Consider the following 23,220-nt stretch of genomic DNA (forward strand, 5'->3'; position numbering starts at 1 on the left):
CATTTTTAAAGTTAAACATCGTGTTATTTCATAATGCAAACAAAGTGGAATTTTCATAAACGGAATTTAAGAATTGTATCAAATGCTATCAAAAATATCTCAATATATTTATCAATAACAACAATCAAATACTTATATTAATAAAAAAACCACTTATTTCATTAATATAAGTAAATCCATATTTTTATGGCGTGCCATCAACTGTGCTATATATAATGAACGAGGAAAAACATTCAATTCATTCTGACCTTCCCATATCCCTTCCGGACGATTTGTAAAATGTCCAGGATATTTTTGCCCTTTCATACCTATATTGTAGTTATTACCAGATGTCCACGGATTCTGTACAGCAGCCCGTTTAGCCCGACAATTCCATAATACCTGTGTAACACCTGCCCAACCGTGGCCACTACCCATTTGTCCTCGATCTTGCACATTTATCTCTCCGTCTGTTATTATATTATCATATAAAGTTCCAACTGCCCAACGATGATGAGGACCTATATCTGCATAAGTTTGAAAAGCAGTACAATTATAAAAAACATTTGGTCCACATACACGAGCACCTGTCACATAATCATGACGTCCTTCCGTACTTTGACAATTCATAAAAAGATTCTGTTGTCCCCAATTATTAAAAGAATAACGTAAACCACCTGTTATTATTGATTTTGTTTCCAAACACCGGCAATTTGCCACAGTTACATTCTTTGCATAACGTTCGCAACTCACTGCGGCATATCCAAAATAACGGCAAGTAAGATTACGAGCCCAACAATTTTCAACTTTATCGAATTGTACACCTATCCATGCATGATGATTATCTTCATAATGTTCGAATTCTGACTCCAAGCACATATTAGCTATTCCTACTTCACTAATTCGGCCAGCAAAGGTATACTTAAATATTTCACCACCTCCATATTTCTCATCCATTTGCATAACAATTGGATTATCTATATAAATACAATTACCTTCTATTTTAACAATTTCTCGCTCAAAAGAAAGATTATACTCTTGCGCTGTCCATTGGCGAGTTCCTTTTCTCTCGACTATCTGGTCCATCTTTATGTCATGTATCCAATTTTGCGTTCCTGGACGATATACAATTATACGATCACCTACTTTATAGTTTGATGATGACGATACATGAAAAGAATGAGTACCAACAGGAACGAAAGTATCCGTTATTTTAGTACGGGTACCTGGTATTTCTTCTATTCTACCACTCCCATTTACTTGAATTAGAGTAAACCGTTCAGTACCTTTCGCCAATAGTCGGGTTTCATTTATATTCTCCCCCTCTCCCATTAAAATAATACCACTAACCGTTATACGAATACTTCCATAAATATGATAGACACCACGTTTTAACAAAATTGTTCCGCGATGTCCAGTCTTATCAGGCTCCATACGGGATATTTCATCAATCGCATTTTGAATATGCTGGCGATTATCCCCATTTTCAATTGGATATACAATTTTTGTTATCGGATAATGAGGTATTGAGATATCGCCATGATGATAACCTACTCTACTAAAATCAGGAATAGTATTTCCCTGCTTATCCGGATAATACACCAATTTACCATCTGAAGTTACTTTCACCAAGGTAGATTGCCATCCAGGTGGTAATTTTGTTTGTGCGACAACTCCCATACTAAAAACGGCAATTAAGATTCCGCTTATCAATTTACTCATATATTTCATCATGTCTTATTATTTAGTATATACTCTTAGTTCTATTTTTTCTCCTATAATAGTTGGGAACTGTAACCACTTACCACATAATATTTCTGCAGACTTTCCATCTCTAACAATTTGAACAGACTGGTTTCTCCAAGGGTTTTCTATTTTACACAACCTCCCTCTTTCACTTATAATATCAACATTTTGTATAATCCCATTCTTAAGTGAAGAAGTTACCAAAAAAGCACCGTACGCTCTTAACCCCCTAAAAGAGGCATCTTTCTGATAATTCCAATTTGGAAAAAGCCGAATAACTCCCTCATAACTTTGAAGTAACATTTCATTGATAGTTAAAGGTACTGCAGCAAAGGTTTCAATACCACCGCCACCTTGTACAATCCAACTGTTAGGATATACAGCCATTTCTATTCTTTCTTTCATATGCATAAGAATCTCATCAGAAGGATAGCCTACACGTACAGCACCAGGATAACAAGTTTCAATTCCATTATTCAATGTATTTCCCCAATCGCCCTTTATACGCTGTTTGTGTGACCAGCGTTCCACGTCTCCCAATAAAATAGTATTAAAGACCGAATCGGTTATTGGTCCCATAACTCCACTAGGAAGAATTAACCCATGTATAGACACTCTATTTAATCCCGAGGCTATGACTTCCTTGTTTTGAGGTCCTCTTTCCATGTTTTTTAAGCTCAAACGTCCATCTAATACACCTATAGGATAATTACTTAATTTCTTGAGAATATTGCTCCAATGAGTATGCCGTACCTCATCCACAGCCAAAAAAGTACTCATATCTAAAATACCCTTAAAAAGCATTCTTACAAGTCCTAGAGAAAGTGTAGAGTTAAAATCTCCAAGTTTATCACGCCAAATTCCACCGTTACGCTTATTTGGCATTACTTCATTAAAATGATCCATACGAATAACATAACGCCCATCTTCCAAAGTGAGATAATCTTCCCAGAAATCTGCACACGCCAGCAAATAAGGATATATTTTTTGTGCATAATTCTTATCATAGGTACTATAATAACGCATTAGCATATTGCCCACACTAAAAACTGCATTTATTTTCTGACCTAAAAATTTATACCCGTTATCTATCGTATTTTCACGTGTTGCATATTTCTCCTGCATTTCTTCTGGGGTTAAAGGCCACATCGATGTACATAACCCTTTAGGGCCTATACCAACAGGATAATAAATACCGTCACAATCCAGCAATTTACGTGCAAACATCCGTCCCGCCTCCATATAATCCAATAAAGGTTGGTCGAAATTTTCGGTTAGGCAAATATGATTAGATGAATATGAAGCCCAATAAGGTGCCTGATAATTATAATTTAGATGATAATCACCACCCCACGCAGCTCCATCTTGTGTAATAAATGGTCCCCAAATACCCGGTGCGAACTTTCCTTTACGAGATGAACATGCAAAAAGATATTGCGACTGATAATAATATTTTTCAAAATATGTATCTCCAATATCAATATGTGACAATCTCCAGAAGTTTGTCCACCAGGTTTGATGTTCCCACCTCAGTTGTTTTATAAAAGTATCTGTTACTTGTATTGCCTCTGATATCGCTTTATTTTTCCAACTTTCAGTATCATGATTCGTATAAACAGTGATCACTAAACGTACAGTTTCACCCGGATTCAAAATCAATTCATCTTTCTCCGTATTCATAGCTAATGCTATATGAGTAGGCCAACTTAGTAACTTTGTTGTTTGGAATGAACGACTCACCCATGTAACCGGACTATTTCCATGCGCTGTTATAGCTCCATTCCCTTCTACTGTCCAAAGACGTACATGAGCAATTTGTTTTTTATCAGAGCGTAATTCAATTATAATCTTATTAGCAGTTGCCGCTACCCATGCAGATAAGTGTACCTGACAAGCTTTAGTGGAAAAAGTCGCTTTTATTTCTGCACTTCCTGGCAATTGTTCTGCATAATAAGAAGCATCTTTTAATTCTTTAAACAGAATATCCAAACCACCGGGAAGCGCGATACCACCAGGATAAACAGGATATGCTCTCCAAAAATCATTCTTGCCTATATAAAAACGTAAACTATCAGGCCCCCCTCCCATCGTTACACCAATATCACCATTACCGGCAATAGGAGCATCAGGAGTCTTACTAGTTGGTACATGTTGTGGCGGATTAGTAAATATAACTTTATACTGATCCATTGACTGTTGACTATAAATTTTAGTCATATTTAATGCAAATGCTAATACCAAAAGAAAAACCTTATAGATATCCATCGTCTTATAATTATTTAAAACAAAAATAAGAGGTTTCTATCTATAAGGCTTGCATTATTATTTCAAATGATTGCAATAATACCTCAACCACAAATAATATCTATATCTCAAAGATTTATATTTATTGTCTGTCCTTTTCTACCCGTTAAAGGAATCACAACTTCTTTACTGTTAAATTTTAAATTTATTATATCTCTATCTTGGGTCGGATCAGTACACCATATATTACAGTTCCCTCCTTCTTCACGGAGCATATATATCCCAGGGGTATAAATATCCAAAGGACAGCCGGATGTGAGGATAAAAGATATCGGTTGATAAGCCGTTATACAATACATTTTTTCCTCTTTCAGGTAAACAACCTGAGCTCCCTCGTCATTATGAAGAACCCGAATGGAAGATAGATTAAAGTTTTTGACTGCTGTTTCGCTTACGGCAGGAAGTATAAGATACTGATATTTCTTATCCTTAGGAGAAACGCCATGTTCTAAATAAATAGAAACAACATCACCCGTTACCGACTGAGGGCGATACATTTGCATTACATCATGCCAACGTCCAGAACGTTGCGCTACTTCAGCAACACAAGAGGTACTATCTCCCCATGTTATATATCCTACATTATTATGAAAGAAACGTTGTTCACTGCTCACCGCATGCCACTGATTAGAAATTTGATTCCAAATCCCATTTTGAAGCACCTTTAAATCTCCTTTCCTATGACATTGTTCAAGAGCCGTAGTAACTACCAAATTACTATCAGCTTGAATACCTGTACCCAAACAAAGAACATAATCATTCATAAATATCCAGGACTTACGTACCTTGATACCTGCACGATTAATCTCCATAGCTGATACACCTTGTACTCCATTGGAAATTCCACCAACAAAAGACACCGCATTACGAGGGTGATATTTTTGGATTACAGGCATAGGGCCATCAGATCGAAAGGTAGTTACTCCCGGTAGTTGCCGCCAATCCCAAAGAGGAAATATATCCAAATACTCATCCCCATTCTGATAAAGATAGGTAGCACCATCTGCCATATAAAAACCTTTCATATTATCTCCATTCATCATTTCAACTCCAACCACACGGTCGGAAGCCATTTTTACAGAAGTCATCCAATGAGGTCGGCGATGAATTGTATAATCCGATTGCCAAAAATGTTTGTGTCCGATTAAAGGACTTTGATCCATCGTCCCATAATTTTCCTGCAATAAATTGCGAGCTACTGAAGCACATGAGCTTGACTCTCCACCACCTAATTCTGATGCAGAGAAAGCAAGACTTAATGCTTTATGGACTTGAGCATGATGAAACAGCTGGCGGCCCAATGAACTCACATCCATTTTCCCTCTCCAAACAGTCCAACGATAGCCTTGATCAATTAAAGTGCTTATGATTCCTAACTGTCGTTCATCAAAGGCCAATGAAGTACCGGAAAAAATTCCCGAGAAGAAACTCATACCAGCTACAAAAGAAAGGCCATAATTACCAAATTGTTGTTGAGCACCATGTTGATGAAAAGACCAATCATCTTTAATACCCTCTACTTTGCCGGTTACAATCTCTGATACAATTGTATCTCGTGCCATTTTCACCAAACCGGCATCATTCTGAAGCAACGCACGCATCATTACATTACCTGCAAGCCATACCTTATTTTGACCAGTCATGCCAAACTTTGCATTTTCCATCACAGATATAGCAGCCTTTTTTTCTTTAGAGGTCAACTTTTGTTCAAATAAAACAAATGCAGTACCCAATGTTTTTGGAATACCTATCTGATTGTACCACCAATTCAAACATATAGGCTTTGATATGAACCAATAGTCTAATGCTTTATGGATAGCGGTTTCCACTTCCGCAGATTGATAATAAGGTGTTTGTTTTGAATAATACAGTTTCACCAGCTCTAATATGCGCTCCGCATGTAATTTCGGCTCCCAGCCTGAACGCTTTTTATCTTCATAATTTATATCCGGCCATGCTCCCTTGTCAGATAATGAAGAAATATAAAACGCCATTTTTTCTTCATTAAGAGGGTAGCGTTGATGCAATTCTACTACGACCTGATCAGAAACTTCCGTTTCAGGGACAATAGATGAAAGTATTGATTTTAAACGAAAAGGGTCTGTATCCGAAGGAACCAATATCACAGAAAAATTCTGCTTTATCCGTGATAACTCTTTATAAGATACCGCCTCTACTGTCCTAGGTAAAACTAACAGAAATATACAGATAATGATCTTACGAGCAAACATAACTAATTAGATTTCAATTGTTCAGTTTCCATAATCACAGCAGCCCATAATATACCAGCTACAGCTTCTTTAGCATTTAATATTTTAGGGACGGTTACATACTCTACAAAATTCTGTTTAATTGTTACCCCATCACAAGCTCCTATTACATCAAGTAATCCTTTACTGTTCACATGTACAAAAGAAAATAAACTTTGATAACCTTTTTGGGCCACAGAAGCATATTCTTTTATTTTCAACACCCCTAATTGTATCCCTCGCTGAATAGAATAGGTAAACATCGCAGTTCCAGATGGATCTATAAAATTCAACGGATTATTCCCCTTGTCTACTACCATATACCATCCACCTGTCCTTACATCTTGTGTATTTTTCAACCCCCGACACATTTTCAAATAAATATCCAATATCTGACTATAGTCAGGATGTGTCTTTGGTAACAAAGCGAGTAATTCAGGGACAACCAACGCATACCATCCCATACCCTCGCTCCAAACCTCTGGGGAAAGCCCTGTTTCCTTATTAGCCCATACGGCTTTCTCCGGCTCTGTTGTCCATGCATGAAGAACCAAGCCATCCGGACGTTGTAAATGACGGGCTGCCGCAATAATATTACGACATGCAATATTATAACAATAATCAGCCTCACCTACAAATTGAGCACAACGGATCAAAAACATTTGCATCATAAATACACCATCAATCCACATATTGGGATTACGGTTACCATGCCAAAATTGCCCGTCAGAACTAGGATATGTTCCCACAGCTTTCAATATTTGTAATGCAGCCTTTTTATATCTTTCCTCTCCAGTACGTCCATACAAGGTACAAAAAGCAGAGCCGGTCATAAAATTGTCCAGATTGGTTAATTGATCCCCTTGGTAATTACCGTCCTTATCTAGAAAATGATCTATATATTTTCTCATATAATCAATATACTTTGTATCACCCGTAACTTGCCCTAAACGGTCCATAGCTTCAAACATATACCCTTGTACATATGTATAATTTTTCCAATAAGCCATACGATAGTCAGGATAACGTGCCATCACTGTTTCCGATAGAGGAAGTGCCAACTGTTTCAATTGGATATCAGGCGAATAATCCAATTTGGCGTTTTCTACCCCTTGAGATGTAGTACGCCGATAACGTGTTGTTATATCTTGAGTTATTTTCATTGTAACCTCTCCCTCAACAACAGTTCCTACGGAATGTTGAGTTACAACTCTATTTTGGGCATTTATAGAAAAAGTAATGCACCATAAACAAATAACAGCCCCTATTTCCTTTATTAATTTCATAATATTTTGATTTTATATTGTACCATCAAATCCAAAGTAAAGGATTTCTCACAGGTAAATTACGAACTACTTCATCCGTGGTTGGAAAATGCTCCAAATTGCCCCAAGTAGTAATCCAATCTTTATTATTTGTTTGCAAAGCTCCAAAAATTAGAAAAGGATGTGCCACTGGCCACTCTTCCCAATACATAACATCGCGTGCAAAAGGCCAATTATCTTTATTTACAATATAAGGATAAATAAAATCTATTCCTTTATTTATATTCTTAACACCATCTATCGTATAACTCCAAAGATTATCTGCTTCACTAGAAAGTGTTTGGCAAATTGTTGCCATTGCATCCAGATTAAATAAAGAATATCCATATGGCTTCGTACGAGCAAGTTCACGTGGAAAGCTACCATTTTCACTCATCTGATTCGGTAAGAGAATGTTCTTAAAACGATTTCGACAAAAATTCATCATATCACCATCTCCAACATAACGTGCAAAAACAGCAGCTTGCATCACCCAACAGGTTCCATGATTATTGTCCGCATTCATTTCATCTTTCCCATACGGATGATTAGACATCCATTTCAAATAATCAGAAAACCACTTTTTAGTATCTTCAATATCTTTCTTAGAAAGTACCCCGGCTATTTCCAACCGATATAAAGATTGAGCAACCTCCATAAGATGTACTGTATCTATAATACCAATCCCTCGTCCGGTTGTGATACCTTTGATGGCTTGGGCATATTGTAACTTAGGCCTCATAAAAGTTTGTTCATTTACAAACCATGCACGAACATGTTCCATCACGTTTTCCACATATCTGTTATCCTTAGTTAGCAAATAAGCAGAGGTAAGATTCCCGACAATAGAACTAAAACGTATCATAGCTTGGCGATGAGCTACAAAATTTTCAGGATTAGTCTGCCCATCGCGTCGCACATAAGGACCCTCAAGATCCAAAGGATTAGGCCACCAATAATCCCCTTCCGAATAAAAGTCGTGACAGTCCCCCACACTGCGTTCGGCAATAAAAGAAGTAATTGTAACAGGACTTTCCTGAAGATTCATGGCTGCTTGCTCCAAAATATCATCTTTTAATATCTCTTCTACATATTTCTTACTATCATAAGGCATACAAGATGATAAAAAAAATAGGATTACCGCAAATATTACTATAGTTATCTGTCTCATATCTATTTTACCGTAATAAAAGAAGTTTGAATATTATTTGCTTTTACAGCCACACACGAAGTTCCCTGATGCGTCTGTACTAAAATCTGAGCTCGACCATTTCTAGCTTGTATTTTACGAGAACCAGTAACCGTTCCCTGATTCTGAATCAATTTACCATCACCTGCAATATCAAAATAAATAAATTCTCTGGAGTCCAAGCATCTTATACCTTTATCATCCACTAATTGTGCCTCAACTTTTATAATACCGCTTTTCAACGGAGTAGCCTTAACTTGAAAAGCAGTAGCTTTTCCCCATTTCTCCGTTTGATATTCAAAAGTCAATTCATCCGTTAATGATTCTTTTGTATCAACTGTAACTGCACGAAGAGTGTTAAGTCCATTCTTTAACTTGACATTCCAGCGTAATCCTGCAGCAGGAAAATCTTGACTATCACGTTGGTGGATACCTTGGCTTTCCCCATTTACAAATAATTCGACTTTCGAACAATTTGAATATACCAATATTTCTTTTTCATCTCCATCATTTCCCCATCTGACAGGCCAACTATGTCCATAAATATGCAACATAGGCTTTTTTGTCCAATAAGACTGAAAAACATAATAACTTTCTTTAGGAGTAAAGTCACGTTCTATCACCCCTTTCTGGTTCACATAAGGAATAGGGTTAGCAGGACGTACCGGAGTAGAAAAATCTTTAAAAGGCCAGTAAGCAGTACCAGTAAGCCATGGCATATTTTCTTGTTCCTTCAAATGCCAATCAATCAATTTTACAATATAAGTTTCCGACCAATCACCTTTTTTCAGTACTAAAGCTGAGCCGTTCAAGGCCGCATCACCCTCCACTTCTCCTTCTTTACGTAAGGGAGCAACAGCTTCTGCATGTCGTCCAGCGTGACTGTCTCCTCCCCACTCCACATGTAGGAAATGCCTAACTTTTTCCATTTCCTCTTTAGACATTTTTTGATAGTCTGTATAGTTACCACGATACCATCCCGCCCATACTGAGGGAGAATATACATCAACAATATCACTACAGAAATCACAACGCCGAATAGCGGTCTTACGAGTCTTATCCAATTGATGTGCAATAGTATTCAACTCACTCATCAACTTACGAATTTCATTCTGTTTAAACACAGGAAAATCATTTGGCCAATCATTTTCATTACCCAATCCCCAAATAATAACAGAAGGATGATTATAATGTTGGATAATCATATTATTTAACATACGCTTAGTCTGCCTACGATATGTTTCATTACCAACTCCACCACGGCACCAAGGAATCTCTTCCCATACTAAAATCCCCAATTCATCACAAAGATTGAGAATTATTTCTGACTGTTGATAATGACCAAGCCGTATAAAATTAACTCCCATGTCTTTCATCATTTTCATTTCCTGTATCATCTGTTCCTCAGTCATTGCTGCGCCCACTCCAGCATGATCTTCATGTCGATGTGTCCCTCTTAATAAAAGACGTTTACCATTTAAAAAGAAAGGGCCTTTCTCTATGAACTCAAATGAACGAAAGCCAAACTTTTCCATGGCTGTCATTTTTTGTCCATTTGCAGTAACAACAACTTCACAAGTATATAACTGAGGAGATATTACATCCCAAAGATAAGGGTTATCTAAATTAATACCTTGTATGGAAAACTCACCCAACGGGGTAACATCACCAAGACTCTGAGCATAAACAATTTTTCCTTGTGGATTTTTTACAAAAACCTCAACTGAAGCTTGGCGTATATCTGTCGGATTATAAAACAATCCAGATATATCCAAACTGGCTTTTTTCATTTTAGTATCTAATGTAGGTACTATTTTTAAAGAGGCAACTGACACCTCAGGCAAATACACTAAATTTAAATAACGATAGATTCCCCCATACAAATTAAAATCCGATAAATCAGAAGGAATCATTTCAGCATCCCGCGTATTATCACAACGAATACTTAAAGGTATTTTTCCACCAAATCGTTCTGCATCCTTGCTTAACAAAAATGTTTGAACAGCATCCGTTATATCTACATTCCAGCTATCATAGCCACCAACATGGCTACCAACTTTCGTCATATAAATATATACATCTGTTTTTTGCCCGGCACCTTCAAACTCCAATAAGACACGCCCATTCTGATAAGGATTATTCAGTTTTAAACAAGTCCTATACCAACCAGGACCCTGGTAATAATTCACATTAGGATCAACAGCATCTTCCGCATTAAAACAATGCGGAAGAGTTACTTGAGTCCATATAGGTTGTTCTTCCGGTTGCCCTTTTTTCACCGGTCTCACCAGCTCCCATATATTACCTACATCTTGCCGAAGAAATTCCCAATTATCCTTCAAACGAATTTTATGGCATGTTGTAGGCACTTTAGCATATAAATCCCCTACAACAAAACCATATATCACTAACAATAATATAAAACGTTTCATACCCTATTGACTACTCTATTTATAGAATCGCAGTACCTTCCTTTTCCAGTTTTTCTTTTTTCAACAATGCTTCTAAAAAATAGTAATCTGCATATACCAAAGGAGCATCACGTTCAAAATTATGTGCTCCCGTGCTATGAAGTAAGATAAATCCATAATTTCCGTTCAAAGGAGCTCTATAATTTTTACTTAAATTATTTATAATTGTATCTGCCCATTGTTTATATTGAGTAGCCTTTTCCACATTATACATAGATAACTCATACAGTGCACATGCCATTACAGCAGCAGCAGAAGCATCACGCGGTTCGTTTGGAATATTAGGAGCATTAAAATCCCAATAAGTCACCATATCGTCAGGTAGCGTTGGATTTGTAAAAATATAATCTGCTATATTCTCAGCCTGAGTTAAGAATTCCGGTAATTTCGTTTCACGATAACACATCGTATAACCATACAATCCCCAAGCCTGTCCTCTGCCCCAAGCAGATTCATGATTATATCCTTGATGTGTATGTTTATGAAGAACTTCACCATTAATTGTGTCATAATCAATCACATGATAGGAACTATAATCATCACGGAAATGATTTTTAATTGTTGTACGTGCATGGTTCGTAGCAATATCATAATAAACAGAGTCGCCGGTTTCTTTAAATGCCCAATATAATAATTCTAAATTCATCATATTATCAATAATAACAGGACATTGCCACTTATCACGACTGTGATCCCAGGAACGAATACAACCAATTGTCGGTTTATAACGAGTAATCAAAGTAGTCGCAGACTCTAATAATATATTTTTATAAGCAGTATTTTGCGTCAACCGATACCCATTTCCAAAACTGCAATACATTTTAAAGCCCATATCGTGTGTACCACCATTTGTCTTCTGATCCTCTATATTAGCCGTAAATTCTTGTGCTTTACTTTTCCAGTAGTCGTCTTTTGTATACTCATACATATACCATAATTCACCAGGAAAAAATCCGCTAGTCCAATCTTTAGAAGCTACCATTTTAAAGGAACCATCATCATCAATCGTACGGGGGGAAACTAATTTCTTTTTTGAACCCGCTTCTATCTGCTTTACTCTTACTGAGTCAATCGTTGTAAACGCAAACTTCAATTGTTGTCCTGCAAAATCAAAACTATCTTTCACAATATCTTCTTTCTGAGCAACCTGACTACAAGCTCCACAAAACACTAATAAGGACAATAATCCTGTCTTAAAATTCATCATACTTTATCTATATTATTTATATTAATGATATACTTTTTCGTTTTTCAAAGGTATAAATACTGACGATACAGACTCAATATCTGCACATGGTCCAAAGGTTTCTATTATATTTTTATTCCAATCAACCCAATATATATAGGGTACTTTCTCTTTTACATGACCAGTCCAATTTGTAAAAACAATCCCCATACCAGGAATATACTGCATTCCTGATAAAAATCTCAGAGGAGCTCCCTCTATATCTTTATTAGAAAATTCCCAAACAATATTTTTATCAGAATTAAATTCAACAATACGAGGGTTCTTATCCATATCTGTAACTGCGACTAAGGTATTACCATTGGGTAAACGAATTACAGAATGGGCGCCACCCGAAACAGGAACTTCCCAATAGATATTACCATTTTCATCATATTCAACAACCCGCTTACCACCATAGTGAGCTACCAGATAATGCCCATTTTCCAATTTACGGGCATTTCGCATAAAAGACTTCTTACCATTTGTCGTTCCTAAAGGAAGAATTGATAAGTCCTTTACTATCTTTCCATTAGAATCAACCTCCAACAAACGTCCTGATTCACATTCCCCTACAAAAGTGTTTCCATTAGTAAGTCTTTGACACGCAAATACATGACTTTGCGATGTATATTGAAAAATAGTATCGTTATTCCTTGTCACTTCCAAAACTCCATTGCCTTTAGTAAATAATAAATTTCCATTATCTAATACCCATATATCATTAGACAAAGGCGCATCGTGCTCCCACACTTTTTCTCCTTTCTCAAAAACAAACACCTTACCTTGAGAATAATCCGTACACACAAACGTCTCACAAGGCGAAGGCTTTACATAAGAGATTCTATCTTTTTTATTCTCTACAATAGTTGTCGCCCATAAAAAAGAAGATATAACCTCCTGCCCGTTCCGTTTTCTTGGACGTGTTACATAAGCATCATAATCTTTTTGAATTCCCAATCCATTATTTGCATCACATAAATCTATCAACCCATCATCTTTATTAATCCTAACCTTAGACAACAGACCTATATATCCCCTTTTTATACAATTAGCATACTCCTTTTCCTGAATTATGCCTAATTCTATAGCACGCTGCATAGAATAAATAAACATACCACTTCCAGAAGTCTCTTGCCAATTATCAAATCGATTGCCTTTATCAACTATTTGATACCACAATCCACTATTAACATCTTGATTATCTTTCAACCCTTGCATTAGATTACGGGTTATATCCACTATTTTTTGATATTGTGGATGTTTCTTAGGAAAAATCTCTAATGTTTCCACCAATATTAATGCATACCAGCCTAAACCTTCACTCCAAACTTCTGAGGACATACCCGTAGACAAGTTAGCCCAATGCGCATCTTTATCTTCATCCCAGCCATGATAAAGCAAACCTGAATTTTCTTTCATTAGGTGCTGATGCATACCAATCAATTGCCTGGCCGCTTCATCAAAACAGTATTTAGAATCGCCAATATAATATCCATATTTTGTCAAAAACATTTGTCCCATAAAGACACCATCAACCCATATTTGTCCGACAGTTCCTCTACCATGCCAAAATATTCCATCAGATGTACGTGGATAACTATCATAACTTTTCCTTATAAAGTCAGCTGCTTTTTTGAATTTTTCTTCACCAGTATATCTATATGCCCATACTATGACAGCTCCAGCCATCATATCATCCATACTACGACCACTAAAATACACTAAGCTTCCATCCGGACGTACCATTTCATTGGCCCAATTCAGTATATAGTTATAATATTTCGTATCACCAGTAACTTGCCATAGTTTATCCAACCCCATTAGGAAATATCCTTGCGGATAGCACCAAGGCTTAAAGGGTATTGTAACAGCAGAAGGATAACGTGTCATAACCGTCTGTGCAATACCTCTCGACCACAATTTCGGATTGTGTCCCGGTAATTGTGCCAAAAGCCACGATGGTAAAATTAAACAGATAATAAGTAAGACGTTTTTCATGTATGTTCCCTATAAAAAGTTTGCGCTAAGATAAGAGATTTATCCTAGCGCAACTTAAAATATTGTCTTATTCATTTAAGATTCTATTCCAAAGATGATTAAATCATACAATATTACCTACCCTCCTCCTTATCATTATGCCTCTGTACCCACTCAGAAGGGGAATAACCATAAAATGATTTAAAACAATTTGTAAAATAAGCATGACTATTAAACCCTGTATAAACCGCAACCTCTGATACAGTGTAGTTTGTCTCCAATAACAATTTGGCTGCAACCTCCAGACGTTTATTACGAATCAGCTCAGTTGGCGAGAGTTCTGTTACAGCCTTTAATTTCCGATAAAGATTAGCACGACTTAAGCCCAATTCCTGACTTAACAAATCAATACCTAAATCCGGATTAGAAATATTTTTCTCAATCAATTCAAAAAAACTCTGAGTAAAACGATCATCACCGGAAACAATTTCAATACCCATTGCTTCTGGCGAGAATTTTCTACCATATAATTTTTTGAGCTTTTCACGAGATTCTAAAATATTATTAATACGACAAATGAGTACGTCCATACTGAATGGCTTTACTATATAATCATCAGCTCCCACAGAAAAGCCCTCTTTAATATGTACCACCATTGATTTAGCTGTCATTAAGATTACCGGAATATGTCCTAACTGTAAATCCTGCTTTACACGAGAACATAACTCTAAACCATCCATTCCCGGCATCATAATATCACTAAGTATTAAATCCGGATATTTTTCAAGACTTAAATCCAATGCATCTTTTCCGTTACCTACATCCAATACATAAAAATAAGGTTCCAAACTTTCCTTGACATATTGTCTAACCTCCTCATTATCCTCTGCCAATAATACAGTCCATTTCTTTTGAATATCAAAATGAGCACTTTTATCTGCAGGAATAACATCTTCAACTATATCCTCTTTAACTAGTTCATTGGTATTATAAGCAAAGCTACTGATAGGAATATATACTTTGAAAACGGTTCCCGTAGGACGGTTATTCGAAACTGTAATAATTCCATGATGTAAATGTACAATGGACCGTGTTAAACTTAAACCAATACCTGTACCTACATTTTCTTTATTTTCATCTTCACCTTGATAGAAAGGGGCAAATATATTTTTCATATCTTCTTTCGAAATACCTTTTCCTGAATCAGCAACAGATAAACATACAAACTCTGTCTTTATAGGTAGTGCTAATTCTTTTTGAGACTCAACCGGTAAAGCTGACAAAATCGTTTTTGATAAAGAGAATACAATATTCCCACCACTTGGAGTGAATTTTATAGCATTAGATAATAAATTAAATACCACTTTTTCAATCAGCATTTTATCAAACCATGCCAATAAGTTTTCTTCTTTTTTTTCAAAAACAAAAGAGATGGATTTCTTTACAGCCAAATGATTAAATGCATAATAAATCTCCAACAAAAAGGGATACATATCCGTCTTTGTAATATGTAACTTAAGTTTTCCTTCTTGATTTTTACGCAAATCCATTAGCTGATTAACCAGCAACAATAAACGTTGAGCATTACTAAATATCAAACCAAGTTTGTTTTTTACTAGCGAAGAAAATTCAGGCATAGCTACTAATTCTTGTAAAGGAGCTATAATTAAAGTAAGTGGCGTACGAAGCTCGTGTGAAAAATTCGTAAACATACGAATCTTTGCTTGATGAAATTCTTCCAACTGTTGCTGTTCTTTCTGTTGAAACTGTAATTCACGTTCCAATTTTTGTTTTTTTGATATATAATACATTATTAATACCAACACAGAAATAAAAACTACTACGTAGAATAAATAAGCATACCATGTCTTCCAAAAAGGTGGATGAACTATGATACGAATCTTACGAGTTTCTTGACTCCACACTCCATCATTATTAGACGCTTTCACCTCAAATTCATAAGTGCCTGGACTCAAATTCGTATAATACGCCTCTCTACGATTACCAATATAATTCCACTCTTTATCATACCCTTCCAAAAAAATAGCATACTGGTTCTGTCTTGCGAAAACAAAATTTAAAGCACAATAACCTATAGATATATTATTCTGATCATAATTTAATTCGATTTCTACCACATCATCCAAAACAGAAGAAAGTATTCCTGTTTCATCTCCTACATTGATTATCTCATTATTTACTACCAAACGCGTAAAAACCAAAGGTGGAACATATGAATTCTGTTGCAATTCATGTGGATTAAAAGTTACAAAACCATTATTACCACTAAAACATACTTCTCCGTTAGCCAAAAGTGTACCACTATGCAAAGTAAACTCGTACACTCCTACACCATTCAAAGAATTATAATTCACGAACTTGTCATTATCAGGGTCATATTTAGAAATACCATTACTAGTACTTATCCATAATTTATGCTCCTTATCTTCCACTATAGCACAAACATCATTATCAATCAAGCCCTGTTCTTGAGTAATCGTTTTCAAAATTCCTTTTGTCTCATCGTACAACAATATACCACCGCCAAAAGTACCTACCCAAACACGTCCCAAAGTATCTCTAATGATACTAGTTACATAATTACTCAAAAGTCTAAATGGTTTTGGGGAATCCGTATCATAGTAAGTAAATTCTTTGTTTACAACATCGTACTTCACCAAACCATCATTACGCGTGCCAACTAACAGTACTCCATCTCTAAGTTTCAATATACAACGCGAACTAGGGACATGGCACAATTCTCCCCCTTTGGAAGGAAAAGTGTCTTGCAACTCTTTTTGCGCAGATAGATGCATCAATCCAATTTTAGGATCTGAACCTACCAGCCACAATCCACCATCGCTAGCTGAGATCATGGCATAGATAGACATATCTTTAGGATATTGATAATATAACTGGTATTTTTTCGTCCGTGTATCAAACTTATAAATAGCTCCCTTGTTTGTTCCACACCACAAAGTCTCTCCATCCAATAACAGCCCTTTGATTATATTTTGACTATACTGTAAGCGAGATGCATTGTCTATAGGGTAATAATAATATCTACCTGATTTCAAATTATAATCGAGTAAGCCACGCCCCTCTGTAGCCATATACAAACACCCACCTTCCGTACAAACCATACTACCATATATACCAAATAAAGCATCAAACACACTGGTAGGATCATGGAAATCAAAACGATTATTAAATCTATTCGAATAACTTACACCACCAGCATAGGTACCGACCCATATAGTTTGACTGCTATCTACAAACAAAGAATAAATAGAAAAATGGCTCAAATTACCTTTTTCCAGAGAAGCATCTGTATGTTTCCAAAAAGAATCATCTGAAAGGTCTATCGTATAAAGCCCATCAAAAGTTCCTACCAATAATATACCATGAGCCTCTGCAATACAACGAACACTATTAGTAGTCAATACACTATTACCTTTATGATAATGTACAATTTCATCTTTATCAATATTCATTCGGAACAGTCCGCTAAGATTACTTCCTCCCCAAATATATCCTTTAGAATCTTCATATAAAGCAGATACATTATTATTGGGTAAACAGAGAAAAGAAGTTGTTGATGTATAGTTCTTCTGTACTTTCATATCCATATCACATACAAACAACCCTTTGGTAGAAGTTCCTATCAATATCTTGTGATTCTTAGTCTCATACATTACAGCAATAAACTCATTCTTTATCTTACCATTCAGATCAATACGTTGAAACACATCTATTTCAGGTATATAAAGGAATAAACCTATTGATGTACCCACCCATATACGATTACGACTATCAACAAGCAAGCTACGAATCTCTGTTTTCGCCAATGCACCATACTTCTCATTCGTATACTGCTTTATACGATTGGTTTTCAAGTCTAATTTATTTAATCCGCGTGATGTACCTATCCACAAATTATGATTATGATCCTCTGCAAGCGATATGATATAATTATCACTTAAGCTCAATGAATCTCCTGGAACATGTCTGTATATAATAAATTCGCTACCATCATAACGATTGAGACCGTTACGGGTAGCGAACCACATAAATCCCTTTGAATCTTGCAATATCTTAAGAACAGAAATCTGAGACAAACCATCTTTCAAATTAAGATTTGAAAAATAGAATGTCCCATTATTCTGAGCATTTCCCCACAAGATTACCAATAATGAAAATAGCAATAGAATAAACCTCTTCATATTTTTAAATGTGTTTTCAATGTATTACTGTGACACAAAAATACGCTAATTTTTCATTATGCAAAGTATATTCTACTGTATATTTATAATAAGTCCTATTTAGTGAGTAACTCCGTAGCACACCATAATAATGGCGCATGTGCATGCAAATCGCCTGTTATCTGTTTACGGGTCATATAATGATTTTTGTCATTCTTTATATTCGTACCCTCACAAACATTAGTCAATTCGTCGTCAGCATTCAAATATGAAATCAGCGCCAACCAACCTTTCATAGCAGCAGGTTCATAGCTCTTCTTATCCAACCATCCGCGCTTTACTCCCACCAACATAGCATACGTAAACATAGCTGTACCTGATGTTTCTTTATATGAAGCAGGTTCATCAATAAGTTGATGCCACATTCCGTCTGCATCTTGATTCTCCAACAACGTATTCATCATTTTTTGGTAGGCTTTCATAATTATAGGACGATCGGGATTATCTTCCGGTAAGACAGAAAGTAAGCGTGACATACCAGCAGCCATCCAACCATTTCCCCGAGCCCAGAAGAAAGGAGCTGTAGGCGCGTGATAGAATAAACCGTTAGGACGTTGTATTTTTTCCAAATACATCACCATTTCCGCCGCAGCTCTATCGATATATTTACGGTTTCCTGTAGCAAGATAAGCCTGTGACTGGATAGTTGTAATCATAAACATATCATCAATCCATACGCGTGTCTGCCATGAATAACCTTGATCGGCGTAGGCTTTTTGTTCTGGCTTAGCATCTGCAGGAACCACCCACTGACTATCAGCATATTTCATACCCAAATCATAATACTTCTTATCTCCAAGCTTCTGCATATAAATTTCCAAAGGTACGGCACCAACTACATTATGATCCACATGGTTCATACGTGGCATCAAATGTTTCTCTGTAGTGAACAAGGGTTCAAAACGTTCTTTAAGTTTTCGTTGCATATCTTTGTCTTGAATTGTTTTACTAAACCACAATGCGCCCAACCAAGCACATGCATCTGGATAAGTAATATAATTAGGAGCTTTTTCTGCACGAGGATTGCCAAAACGGGTATGTGGTGTCACTATAAATTTATTAACGACGCGAGTTCCTATATTTTTTGGATCCGCCTCTTTCATACGTTTATCTATAGAAACATCTTGAGCTCCCATGGAACCACACAATAAAAGCACACTCATAAGAACAACTAAAAATTTACTTTGTATCATCACTGTATTATTTAATAATTAATAATTTGACGTCAAATGTAAGCAGTTTCCTATAATGAGTTTTGTGATATTATTCCAAACACTTTAAATTTTATATCATAGTGCCCGTTCGCCAAACTTCCTTTGCTTATAACCGATATAAAAAACCAGCAACAGAATCACACTAAAGACAAAAAATATAATATGTAATCCAGGTGGCACATCACCACTGCCATACGAGTGTAAACCCGATAAATAATAATTCACCCCAAAATAGGTCATTAACACCGAAGATAATGCAAAAACCGACATTATGCTAAACACATAGTCTGAACGTAACGACGGTATGAAACGCGCGTGCAGAACAAAAGCATAGACAATCATAGTAATAAGAGCCCAAGTTTCTTTCGGATCCCATCCCCAATAACGTCCCCAAGACTCATTTGCCCAAACAGCTCCCAGAAAGATACCTGCTGTAAGCAAATATAGTCCAATATAAAGGGATATCTCATTTATAAAACGTAATTCACGTATATGGATTTGTAATATAGCCGACCTCTCGCCCACTGCCATGAATCCCAATGATAGTAATCCCAAAAAGAAACTCATACCAAAGAAACCATAACTTGCCGTAATTACAGCAACATGAATCATCAACCAATAAGATTTCAATACTGGTACTAAAGGAGTTATCTCCGGATCCATAAAATTAAGATTAGCCACAAATAGTATAATACCAGCAAAAAAAGCGGCTAATGCCAATGTCATGAATGAACGACGTATAAATAAAAGTCCCGCCAAAGCTGTAGCCCATGCAACGTAAATCATGGACTCATATGCATTTGCCCAAGGAGCCCGTCCCGAGATATACCAACGAACCCCTATCCCAAAAGTATGTAACAAAAATAAAGCTATGATTGCTACCATTAAAACAACAGTAACAGTTCTCAACCATCGTTTGGATTTCAGCAAACACCAAACAGAGAATAAAAGTAAAAGTAAACCAACTCCCATATATCCTATTGCCGAGAGAAAAAATAAATCGGCACGATTATAAAAGAGTTCCCACGCCACTTGTTTATCCGTCAATAACCCTACGGAACTTCTTCTCTGCTGATACACATTAATCATAGACAGAACTTCATTCGCCTGAGCCCAGTCTTGTGTATCCAAAGCTCTAACTGCCTCATCTATATACCAATAAAAGATCTTCGACACAAACATAGAATCTTTACCGGAAAATAACGATAAATCATCATTAGGCGAATACCACTTACCATTCCTATCATCCGGTAAAGGAAAAAGAGCAAACATCCTACCTTGTTGCAATGAATAAAGAATATTAACCCTTTCATCTAATTTCAGCAAATCTTTCTCTATACGTGAGCGTTCGGCTACCGGATGTGAATAAGCACTGTCTACAGCCTCCGCTATAATATACTGCCCCTCTTCATCAAACAAATCAAAAAACTTAAGATATTTATCCGACGGTAATGCTAATTTCTCGGCCAACTCTACATTAGTTTGACGGATTAAAGGTACATTCCCCCAATATTCGGGATTTATCAAAAATCCTAAAATAACCTGTTCCGGACGTAGTCCTTTGAAATTATCATTACGATGAATTTTACGCAGCAATTTAGAGGTATATGTATTTATTGGCTCAACACGTCCGGTAGAACATTGAATCTGCATACGTCCCCACATCTCCGCCTGTGTAACTGGAATAGTGCTTTCATACAAGTGACCGGTTATATTCTCTTGTGCAAAAAGAAACATAGGAAAATAACAAAATAACAATATCGGAACCGTTTTTTTTAACTGCCTAACCAACCAACGAACATGAGAATTGGAATCAAGTAAGCTCAACAGTATCCCCACAAGCAACAACAGATAACCCAAATATGTAATCCCTGTTCCCCAGTTATCATGATTCACAGACAATATGGTCCCCAATTCATCAGTATCATAAGAGGATTGATAAAGTCGGTATCCCTGTTCATAAATCACTTTATTCATATAGATGTGTTCAATACGGGCTCCGTCATCTGAAAAAACAGTCAGAAAGCTTTCAAAAGAAGACGGACTATGAGACCCCGGATAACGTACTAAATTAAAGTCATCTAAACGAAGAGAAAAAGGAAGTTTCCGTATCCCCTCCTGTTGATGTAATACTGAAGTCGTTTCTCCTTCACGAATATGGATAATTCCCTCAAAACCAAACATATTTGTAACCAATGCACCTGCCAAAATCACGATAAACGCTACATGAAGCAACACAATACCATACTTACGCTGCCTCCAAAGACGCTTATGAATACCTACTGCAATAAATTGCAAAACCATTAATAATTGCAGAAAGTAAAAAAGCGGTTGATTATAAATAAGCTCTCTGGCAACCGATGTCCCTTGTACTTTCTCTATGAATGTGGCCATAGCCAATAAAACTGCATATATTGCTAACAGTATCAGGGTAGCTCTCCATGATACGAACAAGCATCTAACGGAAAAGAGGCATTTTCTCATAGCTTATTATTTCTCTATCGGCACATTTAACAAATTCAGTAGTTCAGCCAAAGCATCCGGTGTCAATTGCTGAGATGCATCTGATAAAGCCTTTTGCGGACAGCAATGCGACTCTATAAACAATCCATCTACATGCAAAGATAAAGCTTTCTCGCAAACAGATAATAATAATTCGCGTTTTCCCGCTATATGGCTCGGGTCACAATAAAAAGGCATATCTGGTAAACGAGTGCGAAAATGCTCTGCCTGTTCCCAAAGCGGCACATTACGATAAGGAAGATGGTCTATCGCACAAAATCCACGATGAATTATCCGAATGTCTTTCAAACCGGCATGTAGAAGACGTTCCACAGCACCAACCCACAACTCAATATCAGGACACACCGGATTTTTCACCCATACAGGAATATTACAGCCACGCAATGACTCTGCTAATTCATTCATCATAAATGGATTGACCGTAGTACGTGCTCCAATCCATACCATATCTATCCCGGCCTTCATCGTTTCTTCTACATGAGAAGGCAAAGCCACCTCAGTCATAACTTTTAGTCCCAGTTCCTGCTGTACCTCATTCAGCCATACCAATCCACAACTGCCTACTCCTTCAAATGAACCGAAACGGGAACGAGGCTTCCATAATCCGGCACGTATTGTTTTAATACCTATATGCTTCAAGGCTCTTGCCGTTTCCAACATTTGTACACGAGTCTCCGCACTACACGGACCAGCAACCAAACCTATTTTATTCTGTTCCTTCCTCATAGCAATCTAAAAAAGAACCGACGCATTTCCTTCAAAATTAAGAATAGC

12 protein-coding genes are annotated in these 23,220 nt (G+C 36.5%); all 12 read right to left on the reverse strand.

What is annotated here, in order from left to right:
• Positions 1-153: 153 nt before the first annotated feature.
• The gene (locus tag BUB52_RS02280) at positions 154-1,710 is read right to left on the reverse strand and encodes a hypothetical protein (protein ID WP_174263175.1); all 1,557 of its coding nucleotides are present in this window, start codon (positions 1,708-1,710) and stop codon (positions 154-156) included.
• A gap of 9 nt (positions 1,711-1,719) precedes the next feature.
• Entirely contained in the window at positions 1,720-3,990 is a 2,271-nt protein-coding gene (locus tag BUB52_RS02285; RefSeq protein ID WP_009120444.1) for a glycosyl hydrolase family 95 catalytic domain-containing protein, read from the reverse strand.
• A gap of 107 nt (positions 3,991-4,097) precedes the next feature.
• Complete coding sequence (locus BUB52_RS02290) at positions 4,098-6,260, reverse strand: polysaccharide lyase 8 family protein (protein WP_009120445.1); 2,163 nt, start codon at positions 6,258-6,260, stop codon at positions 4,098-4,100.
• Between the two features lie 2 nt (positions 6,261-6,262).
• Entirely contained in the window at positions 6,263-7,564 is a 1,302-nt protein-coding gene (locus BUB52_RS02295) for a glycoside hydrolase family 88/105 protein (protein ID WP_009120446.1), read from the reverse strand.
• A 25-nt stretch (positions 7,565-7,589) separates the two neighbouring features.
• Positions 7,590-8,696 (reverse strand): alginate lyase family protein, encoded by a 1,107-nt coding sequence (locus tag BUB52_RS02300; protein ID WP_009120447.1) that lies wholly within the window; start codon positions 8,694-8,696, stop codon positions 7,590-7,592.
• A 59-nt stretch (positions 8,697-8,755) separates the two neighbouring features.
• A complete protein-coding gene (locus BUB52_RS02305) occupies positions 8,756-11,203 on the reverse strand; it encodes a glycoside hydrolase family 2 TIM barrel-domain containing protein (RefSeq protein WP_009120448.1) in 2,448 nt (815 codons plus the stop codon).
• A 19-nt stretch (positions 11,204-11,222) separates the two neighbouring features.
• The gene (locus tag BUB52_RS02310; RefSeq protein ID WP_039950164.1) at positions 11,223-12,446 is read right to left on the reverse strand and encodes a glycoside hydrolase family protein; all 1,224 of its coding nucleotides are present in this window, start codon (positions 12,444-12,446) and stop codon (positions 11,223-11,225) included.
• A 24-nt stretch (positions 12,447-12,470) separates the two neighbouring features.
• Positions 12,471-14,468 carry a glycoside hydrolase family 88 protein gene (locus BUB52_RS02315; protein WP_039950163.1) on the reverse strand — a complete coding sequence of 666 codons (1,998 nt, stop codon included), beginning with the start codon at positions 14,466-14,468 and terminating at the stop codon, positions 12,471-12,473.
• Positions 14,469-14,581: 113 nt separating this feature from the next.
• On the reverse strand, positions 14,582-18,670 hold the full coding sequence (locus BUB52_RS02320) for a hybrid sensor histidine kinase/response regulator transcription factor (RefSeq protein ID WP_009120451.1): 4,089 nt from the start codon (positions 18,668-18,670) through the stop codon (positions 14,582-14,584).
• 95 nt (positions 18,671-18,765) lie between these two features.
• Positions 18,766-19,902 (reverse strand): glycoside hydrolase family 88/105 protein, encoded by a 1,137-nt coding sequence (locus BUB52_RS02325; protein WP_009120452.1) that lies wholly within the window; start codon positions 19,900-19,902, stop codon positions 18,766-18,768.
• A 96-nt stretch (positions 19,903-19,998) separates the two neighbouring features.
• A complete protein-coding gene (gene ccsA, locus BUB52_RS02330; RefSeq protein WP_009120453.1) occupies positions 19,999-22,317 on the reverse strand; it encodes a cytochrome c biogenesis protein CcsA in 2,319 nt (772 codons plus the stop codon).
• A gap of 96 nt (positions 22,318-22,413) precedes the next feature.
• On the reverse strand, positions 22,414-23,172 hold the full coding sequence (locus BUB52_RS02335) for a DAHP synthetase I family protein (RefSeq protein ID WP_009120454.1): 759 nt from the start codon (positions 23,170-23,172) through the stop codon (positions 22,414-22,416).
• Positions 23,173-23,220: the final 48 nt, after the last annotated feature.

Source organism: Bacteroides clarus YIT 12056 (assembly GCF_900129655.1).
GTDB classification, from domain to species: Bacteria; Bacteroidota; Bacteroidia; order Bacteroidales; family Bacteroidaceae; genus Bacteroides; species Bacteroides clarus.